This is a genomic window from Oceanobacillus sp. GQ8 (assembly GCF_059758495.1).
In genome coordinates, this window is the sequence record NZ_JCAXEV010000004.1 from 81,852 (window position 1) to 99,888 (window position 18,037).

19 protein-coding genes are annotated in these 18,037 nt (G+C 38.7%); 6 read left to right on the forward strand and 13 right to left on the reverse strand.

Going from position 1 to position 18,037, the window contains the following annotated elements; genetic code table 11:
* Positions 1–60: 60 nt before the first annotated feature.
* The 3 genes from AC6CHS_RS12820 to AC6CHS_RS12830 all read right to left on the reverse strand — a co-directional run bounded on the left by AC6CHS_RS12820 (position 61) and on the right by AC6CHS_RS12830 (position 3,509).
* The gene (locus tag AC6CHS_RS12820) at positions 61–1,074 is read right to left on the reverse strand and encodes an NADP-dependent oxidoreductase (RefSeq protein ID WP_498236639.1); all 1,014 of its coding nucleotides are present in this window, start codon (positions 1,072–1,074) and stop codon (positions 61–63) included.
* Between the two features lie 171 nt (positions 1,075–1,245).
* Positions 1,246–1,842, reverse strand: coding sequence for a lysophospholipid acyltransferase family protein (locus AC6CHS_RS12825; RefSeq protein ID WP_498237335.1), 597 nt, complete (start codon positions 1,840–1,842; stop codon positions 1,246–1,248).
* A 179-nt stretch (positions 1,843–2,021) separates the two neighbouring features.
* Positions 2,022–3,509, reverse strand: coding sequence for a DHA2 family efflux MFS transporter permease subunit (locus AC6CHS_RS12830; protein WP_498237337.1), 1,488 nt, complete (start codon positions 3,507–3,509; stop codon positions 2,022–2,024).
* Positions 3,510–3,702: 193 nt separating this feature from the next.
* Between AC6CHS_RS12830 and AC6CHS_RS12835 the strand changes: the two genes are divergently transcribed.
* Positions 3,703–4,593, forward strand: coding sequence for a TetR/AcrR family transcriptional regulator (locus tag AC6CHS_RS12835; protein WP_498236641.1), 891 nt, complete (start codon positions 3,703–3,705; stop codon positions 4,591–4,593).
* A gap of 450 nt (positions 4,594–5,043) precedes the next feature.
* On the opposite strand, the gene AC6CHS_RS12840 is transcribed toward AC6CHS_RS12835, so the two are convergent.
* The 3 genes from AC6CHS_RS12840 to AC6CHS_RS12850 form a co-directional block, all read right to left on the reverse strand.
* Positions 5,044–6,183 (reverse strand): glycerate kinase family protein, encoded by a 1,140-nt coding sequence (locus tag AC6CHS_RS12840; protein ID WP_498236643.1) that lies wholly within the window; start codon positions 6,181–6,183, stop codon positions 5,044–5,046.
* 365 nt (positions 6,184–6,548) lie between these two features.
* Positions 6,549–7,340, reverse strand: coding sequence for a YtvA family blue-light photoreceptor (gene ytvA / locus AC6CHS_RS12845; protein ID WP_498236645.1), 792 nt, complete (start codon positions 7,338–7,340; stop codon positions 6,549–6,551).
* A 160-nt stretch (positions 7,341–7,500) separates the two neighbouring features.
* Positions 7,501–7,710 carry a hypothetical protein gene (locus tag AC6CHS_RS12850; protein WP_498236646.1) on the reverse strand — a complete coding sequence of 70 codons (210 nt, stop codon included), beginning with the start codon at positions 7,708–7,710 and terminating at the stop codon, positions 7,501–7,503.
* Between the two features lie 68 nt (positions 7,711–7,778).
* Between AC6CHS_RS12850 and AC6CHS_RS12855 the strand changes: the two genes are divergently transcribed.
* Positions 7,779–8,405 (forward strand): metal-dependent hydrolase, encoded by a 627-nt coding sequence (locus AC6CHS_RS12855; RefSeq protein ID WP_498236648.1) that lies wholly within the window; start codon positions 7,779–7,781, stop codon positions 8,403–8,405.
* Positions 8,406–8,440: 35 nt separating this feature from the next.
* Here the strand turns inward: AC6CHS_RS12855 and AC6CHS_RS12860 are convergent, their stop codons facing one another.
* Positions 8,441–8,986: an NADPH-dependent FMN reductase gene (locus tag AC6CHS_RS12860; protein WP_498236650.1), complete on the reverse strand. Its 546-nt coding sequence runs from the start codon at positions 8,984–8,986 to the stop codon at positions 8,441–8,443.
* Positions 8,987–9,209: 223 nt separating this feature from the next.
* A complete protein-coding gene (locus AC6CHS_RS12865) occupies positions 9,210–9,830 on the reverse strand; it encodes a superoxide dismutase (protein WP_498236652.1) in 621 nt (206 codons plus the stop codon).
* Positions 9,831–9,997: 167 nt separating this feature from the next.
* Here AC6CHS_RS12865 and AC6CHS_RS12870 point away from each other — a divergent pair, with 167 nt between their 5' ends.
* On the forward strand, positions 9,998–10,618 hold the full coding sequence (locus tag AC6CHS_RS12870) for a helix-turn-helix transcriptional regulator (protein ID WP_498236654.1): 621 nt from the start codon (positions 9,998–10,000) through the stop codon (positions 10,616–10,618).
* 25 nt (positions 10,619–10,643) lie between these two features.
* Here the strand turns inward: AC6CHS_RS12870 and AC6CHS_RS12875 are convergent, their stop codons facing one another.
* Positions 10,644–11,255, reverse strand: a complete 612-nt coding sequence (locus tag AC6CHS_RS12875; protein WP_498236656.1) for an HD domain-containing protein — start codon at positions 11,253–11,255, stop codon at positions 10,644–10,646.
* A gap of 205 nt (positions 11,256–11,460) precedes the next feature.
* Positions 11,461–12,240, reverse strand: a complete 780-nt coding sequence (locus AC6CHS_RS12880) for a Cof-type HAD-IIB family hydrolase (protein ID WP_498236658.1) — start codon at positions 12,238–12,240, stop codon at positions 11,461–11,463.
* A 236-nt stretch (positions 12,241–12,476) separates the two neighbouring features.
* On the opposite strand from AC6CHS_RS12880, the gene AC6CHS_RS12885 reads away from it, so the two are divergent.
* The 3 genes from AC6CHS_RS12885 to AC6CHS_RS12895 all read left to right on the forward strand — a co-directional run bounded on the left by AC6CHS_RS12885 (position 12,477) and on the right by AC6CHS_RS12895 (position 14,530).
* Complete coding sequence (locus AC6CHS_RS12885) at positions 12,477–13,313, forward strand: aldo/keto reductase (RefSeq protein WP_498236660.1); 837 nt, start codon at positions 12,477–12,479, stop codon at positions 13,311–13,313.
* Between the two features lie 304 nt (positions 13,314–13,617).
* Positions 13,618–14,049 (forward strand): PAS domain-containing protein, encoded by a 432-nt coding sequence (locus AC6CHS_RS12890; RefSeq protein ID WP_498236662.1) that lies wholly within the window; start codon positions 13,618–13,620, stop codon positions 14,047–14,049.
* The gene (locus AC6CHS_RS12895; protein WP_498236664.1) at positions 14,039–14,530 is read left to right on the forward strand and encodes a methyl-accepting chemotaxis protein; all 492 of its coding nucleotides are present in this window, start codon (positions 14,039–14,041) and stop codon (positions 14,528–14,530) included. The genes AC6CHS_RS12890 and AC6CHS_RS12895 overlap by 11 nt, the downstream gene beginning before the upstream one ends.
* A 120-nt stretch (positions 14,531–14,650) precedes the next feature.
* Here the strand turns inward: AC6CHS_RS12895 and AC6CHS_RS12900 are convergent, their stop codons facing one another.
* The 3 genes from AC6CHS_RS12900 to AC6CHS_RS12910 all read right to left on the reverse strand — a co-directional run bounded on the left by AC6CHS_RS12900 (position 14,651) and on the right by AC6CHS_RS12910 (position 17,870).
* Positions 14,651–15,190 (reverse strand): 3D domain-containing protein, encoded by a 540-nt coding sequence (locus tag AC6CHS_RS12900; RefSeq protein WP_498236666.1) that lies wholly within the window; start codon positions 15,188–15,190, stop codon positions 14,651–14,653.
* A 168-nt stretch (positions 15,191–15,358) separates the two neighbouring features.
* On the reverse strand, positions 15,359–16,051 hold the full coding sequence (locus AC6CHS_RS12905) for an OmpA family protein (protein ID WP_498236668.1): 693 nt from the start codon (positions 16,049–16,051) through the stop codon (positions 15,359–15,361).
* On the reverse strand, positions 16,041–17,870 hold the full coding sequence (locus AC6CHS_RS12910) for a MotA/TolQ/ExbB proton channel family protein (protein ID WP_498236670.1): 1,830 nt from the start codon (positions 17,868–17,870) through the stop codon (positions 16,041–16,043). The genes AC6CHS_RS12905 and AC6CHS_RS12910 overlap by 11 nt, the downstream gene beginning before the upstream one ends.
* Positions 17,871–18,037 lie beyond the last annotated feature (167 nt).

Genomic DNA, 18,037 nt, shown 5'->3' on the forward strand with positions numbered 1-18,037 from the left:
TTTCCTTATTTTAAAATCCAGGTCGCCCTTTTCTGGCAACCTTTGGCCTGTTATAGTTCTTTATTCAGGATCTGAAACTTTTACAAGCTGTTTGCCAATATTTTTTCCTGAGAACAATCCAAGGAATGCATCTGGGATCTTTTGAAAGCCTTCATAAATCGTTTCTTCATAGTATAGATTGTCCTTACTCACAGCATTTGCTAATTCTTCATATGCGTCAGCGTAATGATCAGAGAAATCACCAACAATAAATCCTTGCATGAGAACACGAGACTTAACAAGAAATTGCTGTACCCGTAAACCGATATCCTTTTCCCCTTCCTTTAAATTATAAGAGGAAATTGCACCACAAACTGGTACACGCGCAAATGTATTTAGCATCGGCCAAATATGATCAGAAATTTCGCCCCCAACATTTTCGTAATATACATCAATGCCATCAGGACAGGCATCTTTTAATTGTTTTCCAAAATCTTCTTTTTTATATTCCACGGCTTTATCGTAGCCTAGCTTGTTTTTTATATAGTTAGCTTTCTCTTCAGAACCGACAATACCGACAACTTTGGCACCTGCCTGTTTAGCTAGCTGCCCTGCTACCTGCCCAACAGCTCCTGCTGCTCCAGATATCACAACTGTTTCTCCTCTTTTAGGCTTTCCAATGTGCATCATACCAAAATAGGCGGTTAAGCCAGGCATACCGAGTACACTAAGAGCAGCACTGGGATCTAACCCATTTGTTTGTACTTTATTAACCTGGTCTGATTTTTCTACATTGTACTCCTGAAATGCTAAATTTCCTCTAACAATATCACCTTTTTGCAGCTGATTACTTTTTGTCTCTACAACTTGCGCGACCACACCACCAGTCAGTGGTTCCCCGACTTTAAATGGGTCGACATACGAAGGAGCATCTGACATCCTTCCCCTCATATATGGATCTACTGAGACATAAAGTGTTTTTAATAATACCTCTCCATCTTTTGGGGTGCCCTCCTCTACCTCTTTAAATTGAAAGGTACTATCATTAGGTAACCCATTAGGGCGTTCTTGAAGAATAAGTTGTTGTTGTGTCATTGAATCTACCTCCCCTAGTAATTTAAACTTTTAACCACTATAATTGTTTTCCCCAATTATCAAAAGTTAAGCATTAGGATAGTGTCTCCTAATTTCCACCAGTAGCATTTTATATATACATCCGATGAGCAAAAAAGAACAGTACCTCAGCTGGTACTGTCCTTCGCATCATTATTTTTCTTTTAATTGTTCCTGTAATTGGTTTAACGCTACGTTTAACTGCTCCATCATTACTTCCATGCCTTCTTTTTTAGACATGTCCTCTGGCAAATATATTGGATCACCATAAATAATATGGGGTTTCACCCGTTTAAACAAGTCAGTAAAATTATTTGGCCCTGTGTAAGCAACAGGAAGAATTGGAACTTTAGAATGCCCAGCAATAGTAACAGCACCGCGTTTTAAGGGAACCTCTTCACTAGTTCTTGTCCCACTCGGAAAGATTCCAACCACTTTGCCTTCTGCAAGCAGTCTTCGAGGTACCTTAATCGTACTCGGCCCTGGGTTTTCTCGGTCAACTGGAAATGCATTAAGGTGTTCCATAAGCCATTTCAGTCCTTTAGACTTAAATAACTCCTTCTTAGCCATATAATGTATTTTAGTTGGTAGCATGGAAACTCCTAGCCAGAGAATATCTACCCAACCAGTATGCGTACAAGCAATAACATATCCATCTTTCCCTTTTGGGATGTTTTCTTTTTGGTGGATCCTCAGTCTACCAAATAAAGTTAATATAAGTTTAACAAGATTAGCAGCAAATGTGTATATCATGCTCTCTCTCCTTACCTGCTTGTTTCTTTGTTTCATTTTAACACAAACTATTAGCACCTGGTACTATTTTCACAAAAAACGTTAAAATTCCTCAAGAATCCTACTAAATGCCCTTCTTATAATAATATGAAATCAAAATAAAAACCAGTACCTTTAATAAGATACTGGTTTCATCATTAGGAAGCAGGCGTTTCAACTTCCTCATATTCTGTTTTAGGTGGTGTAACCCGTTTAATAAAGAAACCGAGAAGCAGTGCAACGACTGCAATCCATGTGGAAACGAAGAAGGTGAAATTAATTCCTTCTAGCATAGCCTCATTTGCAAGCTGCATTTTAAATGCTGCCATTCCGTCGGTGCTTTGCGGTACATTCCCAGATGCCATCGCTTGGTCTAGTAGATCATTTCCTGCTGTTTCACTTCGTTTGTTCATAACAGTAAGAAGTAAGGCAGAGCCAATTGCACCAGAAACCTGTTGGATAGTACTGTTCATTGCCGTACCGTGTGGGTTGTCTCTCATTGGTAACTGATTTAACCCGTTGGTCATAACCGGCATCATGACCATGGAGATACCAAACATCCGAATGGTATAAAGTAACATAATATAGTAATAACCCGATTCAAGATCTAAATTACTAAATAAATAAGTTGTAAGAACCGTAATAGATAAACCGATGATCGCAAGTATTCTTGCACCAAACTTGTCAAACAAGCGTCCCATAATAGGGGACATAATTCCCATTACAATTGCGCCTGGCAGCATAAGCAAACCGGAATGGAATGGCGAAATCTCACGGATAGTCTGTACATACAATGGCGTTAAGATCATTGCCGAGAACATTGACATGGAAAGGACAATCGAGATAGCTGATGATAATGCGAACATTGGGTGCTTATATATTCTGAACTCCAGCATTGGTTCATCCATGTGTAATTGTCGCCAGATGAAACCGAAGAGCGCTATAGCTCCAACAGTAATAGTTCCATAGACTTCTAAAGCATCCCAGCCTTTTTCACCCGCCATACTAAAGCCGTATAGGATACCTCCAAACCCTATACTAGATAGGATTAGGGAAGGTATATTTAAACGTACCTCACGATTTTCTGTTATATTACTAAGTTTTATAAAAGCAAACACTAAAGTAAACAAGGCAAATGGTAAGACAATACCGAATAATACGCGCCAATCATAATGCTCGATTACCCAGCCGGACAAAGTAGGGCCAATCGCTGGAGCTGTAATCATCGCTAGACCAAAAATCCCCATGGCGCTTCCCCTTTTTTCCACTGGGAAAGCTGTAAGCATTACGTTCATTAGTAATGGCATCATCACAGCTGAGCCTGATGCTTGTATCATCCGAGCTAGGACAAGTATTCCAAAGCTTGGCGCCAACATTGCCAACAAAGTCCCTATAGAGAATAGCGTCATGGCAGTAAGAAACAGCCTTCTATTAGTGAATTTTTGAATAAAAAAGGCACTTGCTGGGATCAGAATTCCATTTACCAGCATATATCCTGTGGTAATCCATTGAACGACTGATGGTGATACATCAAATTCTGTCATAATGGTCGGTAGAGCTACATTCAATAATGTGTTATTTAATAAAGCTACGAAAGCCCCAATAAATAGAATGGCAATCATTCCATAAGGAGGTTTTTCATGCATTTGTTTTATATCCAACGTTCATTCCCCCGTTCATACTCGTTGTATAAAATTTGTACTTGAAGTTCAACACTTGATTATTTTATACCCTCCGTTCACTTTTGGCAAGAGGAAATTTCCTTTTTTAACAAGGGAATTGATTAGATAGTTCTTTTAAGTTAAAATTATATTATACTAACAGTCTAAAGGTGATTATATGAATGAGCGTAAGCGACAAGTTTTATTAACAGCACAACGTCTGTTTATCGAAAAAGGATTTAGCACAACATCCGTACAAGATATTTTGGAAGGGTCAAAAATCTCTAAAGGAACCTTCTATAATTATTTCACGTCAAAAAATGAATGCCTTGTGGCCATTTTGGAATATGTAAATGAAGAAACCTTTGTAAGAAGAAGAGAATTATTAATTGGTGAAAAGAAGTCCGACAAACACATTCTTGCTAAGCAGATTGCAGTCCGGATGCAAATCAACCGTGAAGAAAATCTATTCATGCTGTTTGAAGCCATTTTCCATTCTGGTGATCAGGAGTTACGTGATTTTGTAAAAAAGAACCATTTAAAAGAGTTGTTCTGGCTTTCTGAAAGATTAATTGATATTTATGGAGAAAAAGCGTCCCCTTATGCACTTGATGGAGCCGCATTATTACTCGGAATGATGCAGCAAATTTTTCATATTTGGGCCGCGGCAAGTAATAACTTAGGAGAAGTGGACACACTGGTTTTATATGTTTTACGTCGGATGGATGCTATCATACCAGGGCTTGTCGCTAACCAAGACACCCTTCTAAATGAAGATGTCGTAGTTTCACTAAAACGAAGTCTTAATAGCAAGAAATATTCGAGGGACCAAGTGGTGGAGCAGCTTACTGGTTTTACAGAAAAGCTATCTGATGAAGCAAATGTCGACGGAAAACAATGTATCCAATTTCTAATGGAAGAATTAACTGCAGACAGTCCTCGCATCTATCTTATTGAAACAGTAACACGCGCCTTCACCAATGCTTTCACAGGAACAACTGATGAGTTAGAGGCAAGAGAAATTGCATCTAGACTTTGGAGCTATGTTGATACAGTGAATAATGGTTAAAAGAAAGAGAAGAATTTTCCTCATCCGTTACCATCTAAAAGTCGTCTAAATACAGGCGGCTCTCTTTCATGAATTATTTATCAGAAAATTAAACTATTGATTTATAAGCCTAAGAGAGAATGAATATCTTCTATCTTTGCCATTCTCATTGGTAATTTTGGTGGGCTTGCAAAATACCCAAATTCTTTTTCACCATATTATCGCTTTAAAAAACTTGGTGTAAGACAACGTTTAAACGTTATAGAGAAAATCTTTTCACCGTTATGCTGAATCCCAACAGTACGTGGCCGTATACACCACTAGCATGATCATAATGTTAGGAATCCTCTTAAAGAATTTTCTCAGTTTGTTTGCTACAGTTATTATAGTATTTGTCGTTAACCTTCTTTATGTAAATCTAAGCAGGATAAAGGAAATCACTCATGAAGTAACTCCCTATATTAGCCTTTGTTATCTTAATCCAGTTATTAGTCGCATAAATTGCTCGGATGTTTTCATTAAATTCTGGTATGCAGTCTGTTCTTTCATCAATTCATCTAGGGGCGTCGGTTCTTGGATGATCGAAAAACAAGCAGTAATCCCATGTTCATGTAAGCTGGCAATATCCTCGGTAATGGCCCCGGCTACTACAATAGCTGGAACGCCATATTGTTTAGCTAACTCGGCTACTCCCATAGGCACCTTCCCATAAGCTGTTTGGTTATCCAGTTTTCCTTCCCCTGTAATGACAAGATCTGCACCTTCTATGTAAGAGGCCAACTTCACATGCTCCATTACAAGGGAAATACCAGACTCTAATTTGCCATTAAGGAATGCATAAAAAGCTGCCCCAAGTCCTCCAGCCGCTCCCCCTCCTTTAACCGTATGGATGATTAAGCCTGTTTCACGGTTAACGACAGAGGCGAAATACTTCAACCCATTATCCAGCTCTTTCACCATGTCAAGCGTCGCACCTTTTTGTGGACCGAAAACGACAGCTGCGCCGTCCTTTCCATACAACTCATTCTCCACATCACATGCTACTCGAAAGCTACATTCTGTCAGAATAGGATGTATTCCTGTTATATTAATTTTCTCAATCAGAGCGAGCTGTGCACCACCAAACCCAACTTCATTTTTTCTTCTATCAAGAAACTGAACTCCGAGCGCTTGTAACATACCAATTCCAGCATCATTGGTGGCGCTGCCTCCGAGCCCGATAATAAAATCACGGCAACCTTGTTCTATTGCATCCATTATTAATTCTCCCACACCGAATGTGGTGGTTAGCAATGGATTTCGCTGTTGCTTTGTTAAAAGCGTAAGTCCACAAGCTGAAGCAACTTCGATAATTGCTGTTTGACCGTTTCCACTTATCCCATAAGTAGCCATAACCTTATCATGGAGCGGACCGGTTACTAACTTTTCTCTAAAGACGCCTCCTGTAGCATGAACGATTGCCTCTACTGTACCTTCTCCTCCGTCTCCCATTGGAAGAGAAACAATCTCCGCTTTAGGGTCTGCTTTGGCTATGCCTTCAGTAATGGCTTTACTCGCTTGAATTGATGAAATGCTCCCTTTAAATGAATCGACCGCAATGACAGCCTTCATTATTTGTCACCCTTCCTCCTACCTTAACATCATCATTATTTCCGGGGAAATTCTGCACCCCGCTTGACGTCTTCTTCATTAGTGTTAGCTATGTAACTGACTGCCGTAACATCTCGGTATGTTAAAAAGGAAAGTTAAGTTGTTTATCATCAGGAGAAATCGCAATAGTACTTCTTAATCCAGTAAAATCTTTATAGGCACCATTATCCTTAAATAACTTAATAGAATCTGCGCTTACTAATAAGACACCAGATAAAGTTATAGCGATAAAGAACCAACATTTACGTTTTATGCTGCTTCTCTTTCACTCCTTTTTTATTACAAAGGACCCCCATTTTAAAATGAGGGTCCAAGTTCAAGATACGCTATTTATTTTCCGTAGCCCGGACAATATATTCCATGGCTGTTTGCACACTCTTAAAAGTCTTCATATTTCTAAATTTATCCTGAATTGTAGCAGTCTGTACAGCCATGTCAGGGCGGATCCCTGCAACGAGCAATTGTTTACCCATCAGTGATATAAATTGGTGAAATTTCAAAAATCTAGCTACGGTATTCCTATCAACTTCATACAAGCCTGAAAGATCGATAATTAAATAATCATGGTCAGAATGCTCGAGGTAATTTGATACGGATTTCATAATAGTATCTAAACGTTCTTCTCCCATTTTACCAATTAAAGGAAGAACTGAAGCATTATCTTGTACCGGAACAATTGGGGTCGAGATTCGTTCGATTTCTAACAAATGCTGGGCAAGCTGTCTCTCATACTCTTTTTCTTGGGTAACGTCCTTTTGCACCCCAACAAAATATGTCTTCTGATCTTCCTCCACCCACATAGGATCAATAGATAACTCATTCCAGAAGCCCGTTCCATCTTTTCTGTAATTATATAATTGTAAGGTAATCTGCTGTTCCTTCAAAATGGCATTCCGTATTGCCTGCAAGCTTGTCTCATCTGTTTCTTCTCCCTGCAAAAAACGGCAATTGCTACCAATTACTTCACTTTCTGAATACCCGGTTAGTTTGTAAAAATCTTGATTGGCAAAAACAATCGGATTATCCTCCATCGTCGGGTCTGTAATAATTAAGCCAACTCCTGTATAATTAATTGCTTGTTCTATTAGATATCGTCTACTTTGAATGTTTTTAGTCACGCTGGCTCCACCTCTATGATTATAGTACCCTTTATCTATCATATTATCGAACAAATGTTAAATTGTCTATGATTCTGTAGACTTATTCGTAACGATTCCTATCGCTTCGTCTTATCAGGATAATGATAGGACTTTTCACCCAGATCACCATTTTCTTTATTCAGCCCTCATTTTGTTCCTCTTCTTTTATGTGGAAGCTGATAGGCTTTGGAGCTTTGCAAATCTCAAAATGCTTCAACTGATTCTTTTGAATAAGAATTTGATACGCATGATCTGTCTTCGACCGAAGAACGCGAATAGTTACAAAAACAGCCTCTTCCTCAACTGGCTCCTTCTCTCTATTATCTGTTTTCCTTACTTTATGTTTCACTAAACAGAACATACATTTTGTTGTACACTATAAGATGGGATAATTTACATAAAGAAGGGAAATACAACATGAACGGAACTGCACACGCTGCTGTTGGAGCAGCAACAGGATTTATCGTAGCAAACACTTATACGGCTACACCAACCGAAACTGCTCTCCTGGTGAGTATAGGAGTGGTAGCAGGCTTACTCCCAGACCTTGATATTGATGGAAAGCTGCGTGGGAGAATTACACTTTCTCATAAACTGTTTCAATCTGTGGCCCAGCTAATTGGTATCTTAATGGTTGCTTACAGTATGTATGAAGGCGCTGGCACAAACCAATACATTGGGTTGGGAATTGGTCTTTTACTTTTCGTATTTGCCTCATTTATTAAACAAAAGCATATGCTGACACTGACTGGGATTGCTGTGATTGCGGTTGGTCTATCTTTACAGGAGACATGGTTACTTTTGCTTGGTATCTTTATACTTATCGCTTCAGTAGTATCGCACCGCAGCTATACGCATTCGTTGCTTGGAGTAGTTTTCGTTGGATACATTGCCTATCGATTAGAGTTGTCAATAGGACTAATTGGTGTTCAAAAAACTTGTCTGGCAGGTTATATAAGCCATCTAGTAACAGACAGTAAATTCCTCCCTTTTAATAAAAGAGGAGTCAAACTATTTTTGCCACTTTCTTCAAAAGAATTTTAAAATGAACTTAAGAAAAAAGGCTGGTCCATGGCGGATCAGCCCTTTTTATGCTGTAAGGCATTATGAAGCTGAAGTATTTCCTCAGAAAGTTTTGATATTCGTTCATTTACAATTGGATTTGTAATTTCATTGTCATCATTAAAATCGTCATTATGAACGAAAACACTGTAAGTCGGAACCATTCCTTTTAAGTAGGAGAGAATAGGCTTCAACTGATATTCGGAGACAAGAAAGTGTTTTTCTACCCCACCCGTTGTAACCATTGCCGTAACCTTTGCTTTAAATGCATCGACAGGTAAGTGATCAAATAAATTTTTGAGAACCCCAGAAATCGATGCTTGGTAAATTGGTGAACCGATGACAAGCGCATCCGCTGTCATGACCTTGTTTACAACATCCCAAGTATCTTGATTATATCCTGCTAATGGAAACCCCCGTACCATTTCTACATCATATTCCTTTAAATCAATTAATTCAGTTTCAAGCGATGGATCAAGCATCTTAGCTGTCATTAACACATCATGTACGGCCTGTGACGTTTTTTCACCTACCACTGAACCGGATATTCCTGTAAGCTTCAACGTGTATCCCTCCTGTCGTCGTTTCTTGTAAAGCATATGTACAGAATAAGGTGCATGTTAACACCTTATTCTATTCCGGTGCAACCGTCCGTAAGACTCCCACATCAAAACATGAAGTGAAACAGTGATGTTTAAGCGGGAGTACACGGAAGCTAACACCCCGATTCGTTCAACTAACAGTCAGTGGGGGAAGATAGAACCCCCAACTGATTGAAGTTTCACTTTATTTTGTAGCTGCTTCAAACTTTGTGGCTACTGTTTGCCAGTCAATAATATTAAAGAAGTTTTCAATGTATTCAGGTCTTCTGTTTTGATATGTTAGATAATAAGCATGTTCCCATACATCTAGACCAAGAATTGGTGTTTTACCTTCCATAACAGGACTATCCTGGTTTGGTGTGCTCGTAATTTCCAGTTGATTATTTGAATTTACAACAAGCCAAGCCCATCCTGAACCAAATCGGGTTGTTGCTGCATCTGCAAATTTTTGCTCGAAGCTGCTGATACTTCCGAAAGCATCGTTCATTGCCTCTGCAAGCTTTCCTTCTGGTGCTGATGCTTCTTTAGATGGTGCAATAACCTCCCAGAATAAAGAATGGTTTAAATGGCCTCCACCATTATTTCTTACCGCTGTGCGTATTTCTGCAGGCAGTGCATTAAGATCAGAAAGCAATGCTTCCAATGATTTTCCCTGAAGATCTTGATGCCCTTCTAAGGCAACGTTTAGTTTGGTTACATATGTTTGATGATGCTTCCCGTGATGTATCTCCATTGTTTTTGCATCAATATAAGGTTCTAGTGCATCGTGTGCGTAAGTTAGTGCAGGTAATTCAAATTTAGCCATGTTACTTTCCTCCCTAATCGAAATAGTTTATACTTTTTATACTATAAAGTATAATAAGTTTAAATAAAGCGTACCCTAATCAAATTGGCATCGCAACTAAAATGCTTGATGAAATTATGAACCAATAACAGAAATAGTTTATACAAGAGACTTAAGGAGGTGGCACTATGCAACTAAAAACAACCAAGGATAGAATTCTTGATCTTTTAAAAAGAGAAGTTCGTATGACGGTCGGGGCCTTGTCAGAACGCCTTGAAATTACCGACATGGCTGTTAGGAAACATTTATCGGTCATGGAAAAAGATGGCCTTATTGCTACGGAAGAAATCAGGAAGCCAATGGGGAGACCTGTTCAGAGCTACACTTTGTCAGCGAAAGGAGAAATGCTTTTTCCTAAAAGCTATGAAGGATTAAGTGTAGAATTTCTGCAAGACATACAAGCACTTTATGGTAGCAAATCTGTTGAACAGCTTTTTCAAAACAGGGAAAAACGTTTGACGAAGGAATATACTTTACGTATGCAGAAAAAATCGCCTCAAGAGAGAATGCAAGAAATTCAGACTATCCAAAATGAAAAAGGATACATGGCTGACATTACCAAGATAGATGATAATAGCTACGAGCTCATCGAGTACAATTGTCCGATAATGGCTGTCGCAAAAGAATACAAAGTAGCATGTAAATGTGAAACTTCCATGTTTAAAAATGTCTTACAAACAGAAAACGTCAAACGGACAAGCTGTAAAACGGAAGGGAATGACCATTGTAGGTTTCAAATCAGCTTTTAAGCTCCCCACCGGGCATTCCCTTATTTTATGCTTTTAATGTATCTGTTTCGATTCCTGCTTCTCTCAGCCTTTCATCTGCTTCCTCTACAATTAGCTCCTTTAATTCCTTTAGAACGGGGTGAAAATCTGCATGTTTGCCAAGCATAAAACTCATTTTGTGTTCCACCGGAAGCCATGTGTCGATAGAAGCTTCGTTATGCTGTATTTGCGCTTCAAGCTTATCAAGTGCATTGGCAGTTTTAGCTTCAAGGGTCTTTTTATCTTCAAACTCCATCCACAATTGATGTAATTCGAATCCTAGTTCATGAGGAAGCATGTCTCGGAGATGATCAATTGCCTGTAACTCTCGAGCTTGTTTTAATGCTTTTACTTCCTCATTATCCAGTGTATCAAACGCCGGCACATCGGTTGCTTCTGCTTCAACGAGATCATGAATAATAACCATTTTTAATAACTTTGCTGTATCTAGCTTTTCTTCCATTAATGGCTCAATGAGTATTGCTATTAAGGATAGTCGCCATGTATGTTCCGCAACACTCTCACGCCTTCCATTGCTTAGCCAACTGTGACGGAGTTCGTATTTCAGCTTTTCTGCAAGCTTAATCACCTGCATAACATCCTTTAATGTATTCTTCATCCTGTTTCTCCCCTATTATTTCTTGGTTAGACAAAGCTTTTTGCGTATAAAGTGAAACTTCAATCAGTGGGGGTTTTCATTCTTCCCCCACTGATTGTTAGTTGAACGAATCGGGGTGTTAGCGTCCGTTTACTCCCACTTAAAACTAACGGTTTCACTTCATGTTTTGAAGTGGAAGTCTTACGGACGGTTGCACTGGGATAAATTACAAAAGCCCTAACATCTGTAATCCTTTTAAAATTCCGTCGTCGTCCACAGCTGCTGTTTCATATTTTGCAGCTTGTTTTGCACGAGAATGACCGTTCCCCATTGCGACACTTTTCGGAATCTCAGTCAACATCTCCAAATCATTTAATGAATCTCCAAACGCGACGTGATTTTCAGGTTGTATATCTAGTAAGTCGGTAACTTTTCTTATTCCTACCGCTTTTGATCCCTCAGCAGGTACAACGTCCACTGATCTCGGGTGCCAACGTACAAAGTTAAAGGCACTATACTTTTCTTCGTAAAATTTCTCCTCGCTCTCTTCACAGAACAATAAGGATTGGTAGATATCTCTTCCTTTGTTGTATGTTGGATCATGTTCTAAGTTCATATCTACTTTTAAGGTGGCCAAGCCTTCATTTATGGCCTCGTGATCTGGAACGTTTGCCTTCATTTCTTCTTCACCCATGAAAACAATCGGATTTTCTTTTGCCAGTGATACTTTTGCTAAGTCCTCTAATAATTCGCTATTCAAAGGATTTCGATGAATTACCTCCCCCTTATAAACTACATACTGACCGTTAAAACATACATATGTATCAATTTCTAACTCTTCACGCAAGGCTTGGAAAAAAAACGGCGCCCTTCCTGTAGCAATTGCAACCTCATGTCCCGCCTTCTTCAAAGCAGCGATGGCTTCTTTCGTACTTTTGGGAAGTTCTTTTTCTTCGTTAAGAAGTGTACCATCTATATCAAAAAATACGATGTGTCTATCTAGCATGCTAACCCCTCCACCTTTTCCTATATACTATTTTTCATCACAATTAGCATAGACTATGGAAGGGTTTTCAAGTCAAGTAATTGCACCCAAATCGTAGTTATTTTCAATCTATTTAGTTGAATGGGTTTAATAGATAGTGATAGTCTAATAATAACAAACATGACCTTATCAAATCGGTCATGAGATAGATTGACTAAAGCTTTAGTAATTTCTAATAATGAAAGGGAGCGAAGAATATGCACATACCTGAAGTAACGCTTAATGATGGTTTAACTGTCCCCGAAATTGGATTTGGAACGTACAAGCTAAATGGCAACGCAGGAGTAAACGCGATTACTAGCGCTATTAGTACTGGATACAGGCTAATTGATACAGCTTATAACTATGAAAACGAAGGCACCGTCGGGGAAGCAATTCGTCGTAGCTCTGTACCAAGAGAAGAATTACTTGTTACGTCAAAATTGCCGGGCCGCTACCAACCATACGAAAAAGCTGTTACAACAATTCAAGAGTCGCTTTATCGAGCTAAACTTGATTATTACGACCTTTATTTAATCCATTGGCCAAACCCTCAGCAAGGGCACTATGTTGAAGCTTGGCAAGCTCTGATTGATGCGAAGAAATGGGGACTTATTCGTTCCATCGGTGTATGTAATTTCCTACCAGAGCACCTTGAACGACTGAATAAAGAAACTGGTGTGCTACCAAGCATGAACCAAATTGAACTACATCCGTTTTTTAATCAAGAGGAGCAACGTATATGGCATGAAGAGAATAATGTAAAAACAGAGTCTTGGAGTCCTCTGGGAAGAGCCAGCGCCGTGCTGGAAAATGAAACAATTGGCAAGATTGCTGATAAGCACCAAAAGACTATTTCTCAAGTGATTTTACGATGGCATCACCAACTAGGATCCATTCCAATTCCTAAGTCTGCTTCACCTAGCCGACAACTCGAAAATATTTCCATTTTTGATTTCACTCTAAGTGAATCAGAAATGACTACTATCTCACAGCTAACTCGCCCAGATGGTAGGTTAAAGGATCAAGACCCAGCAGTCTATGAAGAATTCTAATAGAAAAATAGTTGAGCGTCATTCATTAATGAATGACGCTTTTTTATGTATAGAATTCGTATATGAGCTTTGCCATATAATAGACCTGGCCGAACTAAAATAATTATTTTTAATTCAGGTTTATTCAATTCATGATTAGGTAAATGATACTGGGACATAAGAACGAGATTAAATTAGCAGGCTCGATGAAAATAGAATACGCTAAGAAATAAGGAGACTCCCCTTTTGGACTGCTTTAAATTAACTACCTTATTTTAAATGTATACAAATTTTTACAGTAGCCCGAATTAGGAGGGTGTTTTCTATGATACATACTAAAGAAACGGAGCAAGTAACAGACATGCACGTAGTCAAAGCAATTGAGGAAAATTTAGCCATTATCCGGTTTGGGCTTGATTATCGTGTTGCTTATGTAAACGATGTATTTGCTAGAACGGTAGGCTATACGACAGATGAAATGCTAGGAATGCATCACAAAGAACTTTGCTTTTCTGACTTCGCCAATAGTCCAGACTATAAGCACTTCTGGAATAACATCCTGAAAGGGAGAAGCTTTCAAGACAAAATTGAACGAAAGGGGAAAGATAATAAACGGATTTGGCTTGAAGCAACTTATATGCCAATTTTTGACGAGACACAGACGAAAATTATCGGCGTATCAAAAGTAGCTACTGATATTACAGACAAACACAAAGCCATTAGAAGTTGGAGACCAACTAAACCTCATGTCTACTAATCTAAATTCTAAAGCTTCAGCAGGTATTGAGCGCTCCGAAGATCTTTTATCATTAATTGGTAGCATTACAAATGTATCTGGAATAAACACAGAGAATTTAGAACAACTACAGAAAGAGACACAATCGATTCAAGAAATTGTTAAAACCGTAAAAGCTATTGCTTCTCAAACGAATCTACTTGCGTTAAATGCTGCAATTGAAGCAGCAAGGGCGGGAGAACATGGTAGAGGATTTAATGTTGTAGCACAGGAAGTCCGTAAGCTATCTAATAATGTAGAAAAATCCATTACTCAAATTCGCGATAATATCGAACGAATCACATCTGAAATTAACACCATAAGTGCTGGAACAAAGGATGTTCAAGAACATATTATGGAAGGACAAGTAAAAGTCCAAACAACAGTAGAGGATTTTAAAGACCTAACCGCCTCCTCCAAACAATTAGATGTACAAGCGCAACAATTTGCTGAACTATTATAACAACTGCCTCCAAACTAAGGAGGCTTCTTTTTATGCCTTCTTTCGTTTTAATTAATTGAAGAGTGATTTTAAAAAAGAACTCCCTGATATGGCACTCACCATTCAGGAAAGTTCTCCTTTTTAACCATCAAACACAAACTGTCGATCTTTCTTATCCTCTATAATCTGAACATCAAGCTTCTGTACTCCAAAATGGATCGCTTCTTCCAAATTTTCTATATACACATCTAGACGCCCTTCCTTAATTGCACTGCCACGATCCTCACAAGTATATGTTTCATCCAGTTCTGGTATATACAGCCTTGTCCCAAAATCGAGTGAAGCAGGACAAGCTAATGTTTCATTTTCTTTTACTAGGTTACCCGATGCGGTAATCCCATAAGCTGGGTGATTGGGTGATTTACCTGTTGACTCTTCCCCAGCAGTATAGGCGGTTACGATGAATGTTTCTGTATTCAGCTCATTTTCCTTCTCCTCATTATTTGTTGAATTCTTCAGTGGGGTAAATACTGCACTTTCAATAAATGATTGGGACGCGACTAGTGGCGACATCACCTCAGCATTTTCATTCTCCCCCATTAAATTTTCCACAAGAGGAAATGTGATGATATGTTGTTCATCGGCTTGTACTTGCTCTGAAAGCGCGAATGTTATTACCAATATAAGTGCGGCGCTTAATAATACCTTTCGAATGTGAAACCCTCCTACCTTTTTCCTGCTGATAAGGTAATTTGTCCTATATGACGAAAGACTGCCATACAACTCATTGCTTACCCGGAATAGGTTTAAAATAAACTTTTAGAAGGTCTGTCACCTAAAAAAGCAAAGCTAGTTCCCTAAAATCTCTCTCGTTTTATCTAGAATTTCCTCATCCTTTAGTCGGAATTTAAACTCCACTCTGCGGGAATCCTCGGCACTATAATCGCCATTTTCATCCGTCCTTGGGTCAGAATAGGATTTGCTGTTTACTGTTAACTTTTCTCCGACATGTTGCTGAATGTTCTCATATGGAAAGTCTTCACTCATAATATAGTCAGCAACACTATAGGCACGATCCTGGGAAAGCTGCAGATTGTATAAATAACTGCCATCCCGATCGGTATGTCCTTCTATAATGATTTCAGCAATGTACTCTTCATAGCCACTCTGTAGCAAAACATCTAAATACTTTGGAACAAATTCATCCAAGAACTTAAAAGACTGGGGTTTTAATTCATCTTCTCCATAATCGAATAGAATTTCTGTATTAAATATAATTGCCCCCGTTTTTTCATCTACCTCAACACCCATTGCAGCGTCACTGAATTCTTCTTTCAGTTCACTTACAAGCTTGGCTCTAACTCCCATAATCTGATCAAGGGTTTCCTTCATTTCTTCAATTTGCAGCGATTTAATAACCATCATGCAAATAAAAATCAGCATAAAACATAGTAGAATAGTTGTTAGCAGATCAGTAAATGATGGCCAGAAGTGCCCTTCTTCTTGTTCATTTTTAAATAATCGTTGATATTTAGAAGTCATTTTGGTTCATTCCTATTCCATTGCTCCAGTTACCTGACTGCTGCTGCGGAGGAATGGTTCGACGTTGATTTATCGATTGAAGCTCCCTGCTAATCTCTTGAAGTGTTTGTTGAATAAATCTGCCATTACTTTGGTGCGTCGCTTCGGTAATACGTTGGACTTCTTTAAACTCGCTACGTATCGAGTCATTTGTCTGCTCAACGTACCGACCAAAACTTTGCAGCAAACTATCCAATTTATTTCCAAGCGAGCCTTCGAGATTGCCGACATAGTTAGATAGCGTGTCTTTCAATATTCCGACACTTGCCTCCATCTGATTCTCTCTTTGACGGAATCCATTGTTCATCTGGCTGATCGTTGCATTCATATCTTGAATGAGTTGATTGTTTTTCATCCCGATTTGTTCAAAAGTATTTGCAGCATCTTGCATGTGCTTTTCATATGTCATTGATTCACTCGAATGGTTTTTCAAATGTTGACTAAAGGTCCGATTAAATTCCTTCAGTTCGGTAAAGCGATCTGAGAGAAGATGCTTGTACTCTGCCTGCGTCTGGTTAATAACTTCCAATGCATCAGGAAGTTTCACAATCGATGAGCCCATCTTGTCAAATTCTCGAGACAGCTCTCCAAGATAAGTCATAACACCCGATAGTTTCGTAGATAGATCCTCACCAAAAATTCTTTGAAAAGCCTTATTTTTATGATCCATCGCATTAACTAATTCACCACTTTTTTCTTGAATTCTTTCAAATGAAGTATGCATTGTTTCCTGTTCTCCCAGAAGTGTGGACGTAAATTGTTTGATCTCTCCCACAGACAATTCGAATTGTTGTAATGTCTTCAATTGTGAATCCGAAACTTCCTTCATTTTTTCAAACGTGTTTTCAAACGCTTTTACCATTCGTTCGTTTTTAGTGTCCATCTTTTTAAAATAAGAAAATAGTGAATCGAAGTTTTTATTAAGGTTGGTTGTCCCTTCGGAAAAGTCATCTGTTACGTCTTTCATTTGTTGAAATAGCCCTTGAAATTCCTCAAGGTTCTCCGATAAGCCATCATTAAAGGCCGCCAAGTCCTTGGCCGATTGTTGTAATCCAGCAGTATATTCCTTAAATCCAGTAAATGAAGCTTCAATGCCTTGTAAGGATTGTTGATTTGTCTTCTGCAGGCTGAGGATCGATTGATTGATTGCTTCTGAAACACCAATTAGTCGCCCCATGTTATTCTGCTCTGTCCCTTCCAGACTGGATTCTGTCATGAGCATGATATCCGTTAAGATAAATTCTGTGTTCATTATTTTAATGAGTAGCGTCATTATTAATGAGAAGCCCATCCCTGCAATACTCGTGTAAAAGGCCACATCAATGCCCGCCAGAACTCCAGCAACTCCCTCAACCAGATCACTATCATCGATATTAATGCTACCAAGAGATGAGGTAAGCCCGATAAACGTCCCCAATACCCCAAGTAAGATAAAGACAGACACGGTCATTTGAATCATCTTAATTAAACTTACAACAGGCACTTGAAAAAAGCGCCAACCTGAAAACTTTTCCTGCACGAAGGTTTCTGCCTTCACACCTTCTCCCTGCTTGTTGTGAAATTGTTCTTGGAAATCTTGTAATGGATCAATATCTAATCGATTTGTGTCTTTCACGTAATTCCGTACCTTTTTCAGTTTCCCAAACAATGTAATATGAAGTAGCACCGCGATGATAAAAAGGCCAAACAAAAGAATAAAAATGGCTTCTATCATTGAGTTAGCTAATATTGCTTCCGCCTTCTGCTCACTTGTAAACATCTCAAGAATGGCTTGCACCATTTTATTTTCCTCCTTGTAGCTTGCATTTTTTCTAGGTCATTCTCTTGAAATTCTCTTCTTCTATTGCTATTCAGGAAAAAGGAGAAACATGTGTACAAGTTAGATCAAAGAAAGAATTCCAGTACTATAAATGAGATTTTTTTGAACACAAAAAAAGTCAGGATACC

What these genes read in the sequence shown, in the direction of transcription:
- AC6CHS_RS12885 (WP_498236660.1), top strand. Translation starts at nt 12,477, where the DNA reads ATGCACATACCTGAAGTAACGCTTAATGATGGTTTAACTGTCCCCGAA.
- AC6CHS_RS12830 (WP_498237337.1), bottom strand. Translation starts at nt 3,509, where the DNA reads ATGCATGAAAAACCTCCTTATGGAATGATTGCCATTCTATTTATTGGG.
- AC6CHS_RS12840 (WP_498236643.1), bottom strand. Translation starts at nt 6,183, where the DNA reads ATGAAGGCTGTCATTGCGGTCGATTCATTTAAAGGGAGCATTTCATCA.
- AC6CHS_RS12875 (WP_498236656.1), bottom strand. Translation starts at nt 11,255, where the DNA reads ATGAAGAATACATTAAAGGATGTTATGCAGGTGATTAAGCTTGCAGAA.
- AC6CHS_RS12865 (WP_498236652.1), bottom strand. Translation starts at nt 9,830, where the DNA reads ATGGCTAAATTTGAATTACCTGCACTAACTTACGCACACGATGCACTA.
- AC6CHS_RS12895 (WP_498236664.1), top strand. Translation starts at nt 14,039, where the DNA reads ATGTCTACTAATCTAAATTCTAAAGCTTCAGCAGGTATTGAGCGCTCC.
- AC6CHS_RS12855 (WP_498236648.1), top strand. Translation starts at nt 7,779, where the DNA reads ATGAACGGAACTGCACACGCTGCTGTTGGAGCAGCAACAGGATTTATC.
- AC6CHS_RS12820 (WP_498236639.1), bottom strand. Translation starts at nt 1,074, where the DNA reads ATGACACAACAACAACTTATTCTTCAAGAACGCCCTAATGGGTTACCT.
- AC6CHS_RS12835 (WP_498236641.1), top strand. Translation starts at nt 3,703, where the DNA reads ATGAATGAGCGTAAGCGACAAGTTTTATTAACAGCACAACGTCTGTTT.
- AC6CHS_RS12880 (WP_498236658.1), bottom strand. Translation starts at nt 12,240, where the DNA reads ATGCTAGATAGACACATCGTATTTTTTGATATAGATGGTACACTTCTT.
- AC6CHS_RS12870 (WP_498236654.1), top strand. Translation starts at nt 9,998, where the DNA reads ATGCAACTAAAAACAACCAAGGATAGAATTCTTGATCTTTTAAAAAGA.
- AC6CHS_RS12910 (WP_498236670.1), bottom strand. Translation starts at nt 17,870, where the DNA reads ATGGTGCAAGCCATTCTTGAGATGTTTACAAGTGAGCAGAAGGCGGAA.
- AC6CHS_RS12890 (WP_498236662.1), top strand. Translation starts at nt 13,618, where the DNA reads ATGATACATACTAAAGAAACGGAGCAAGTAACAGACATGCACGTAGTC.
- AC6CHS_RS12905 (WP_498236668.1), bottom strand. Translation starts at nt 16,051, where the DNA reads ATGACTTCTAAATATCAACGATTATTTAAAAATGAACAAGAAGAAGGG.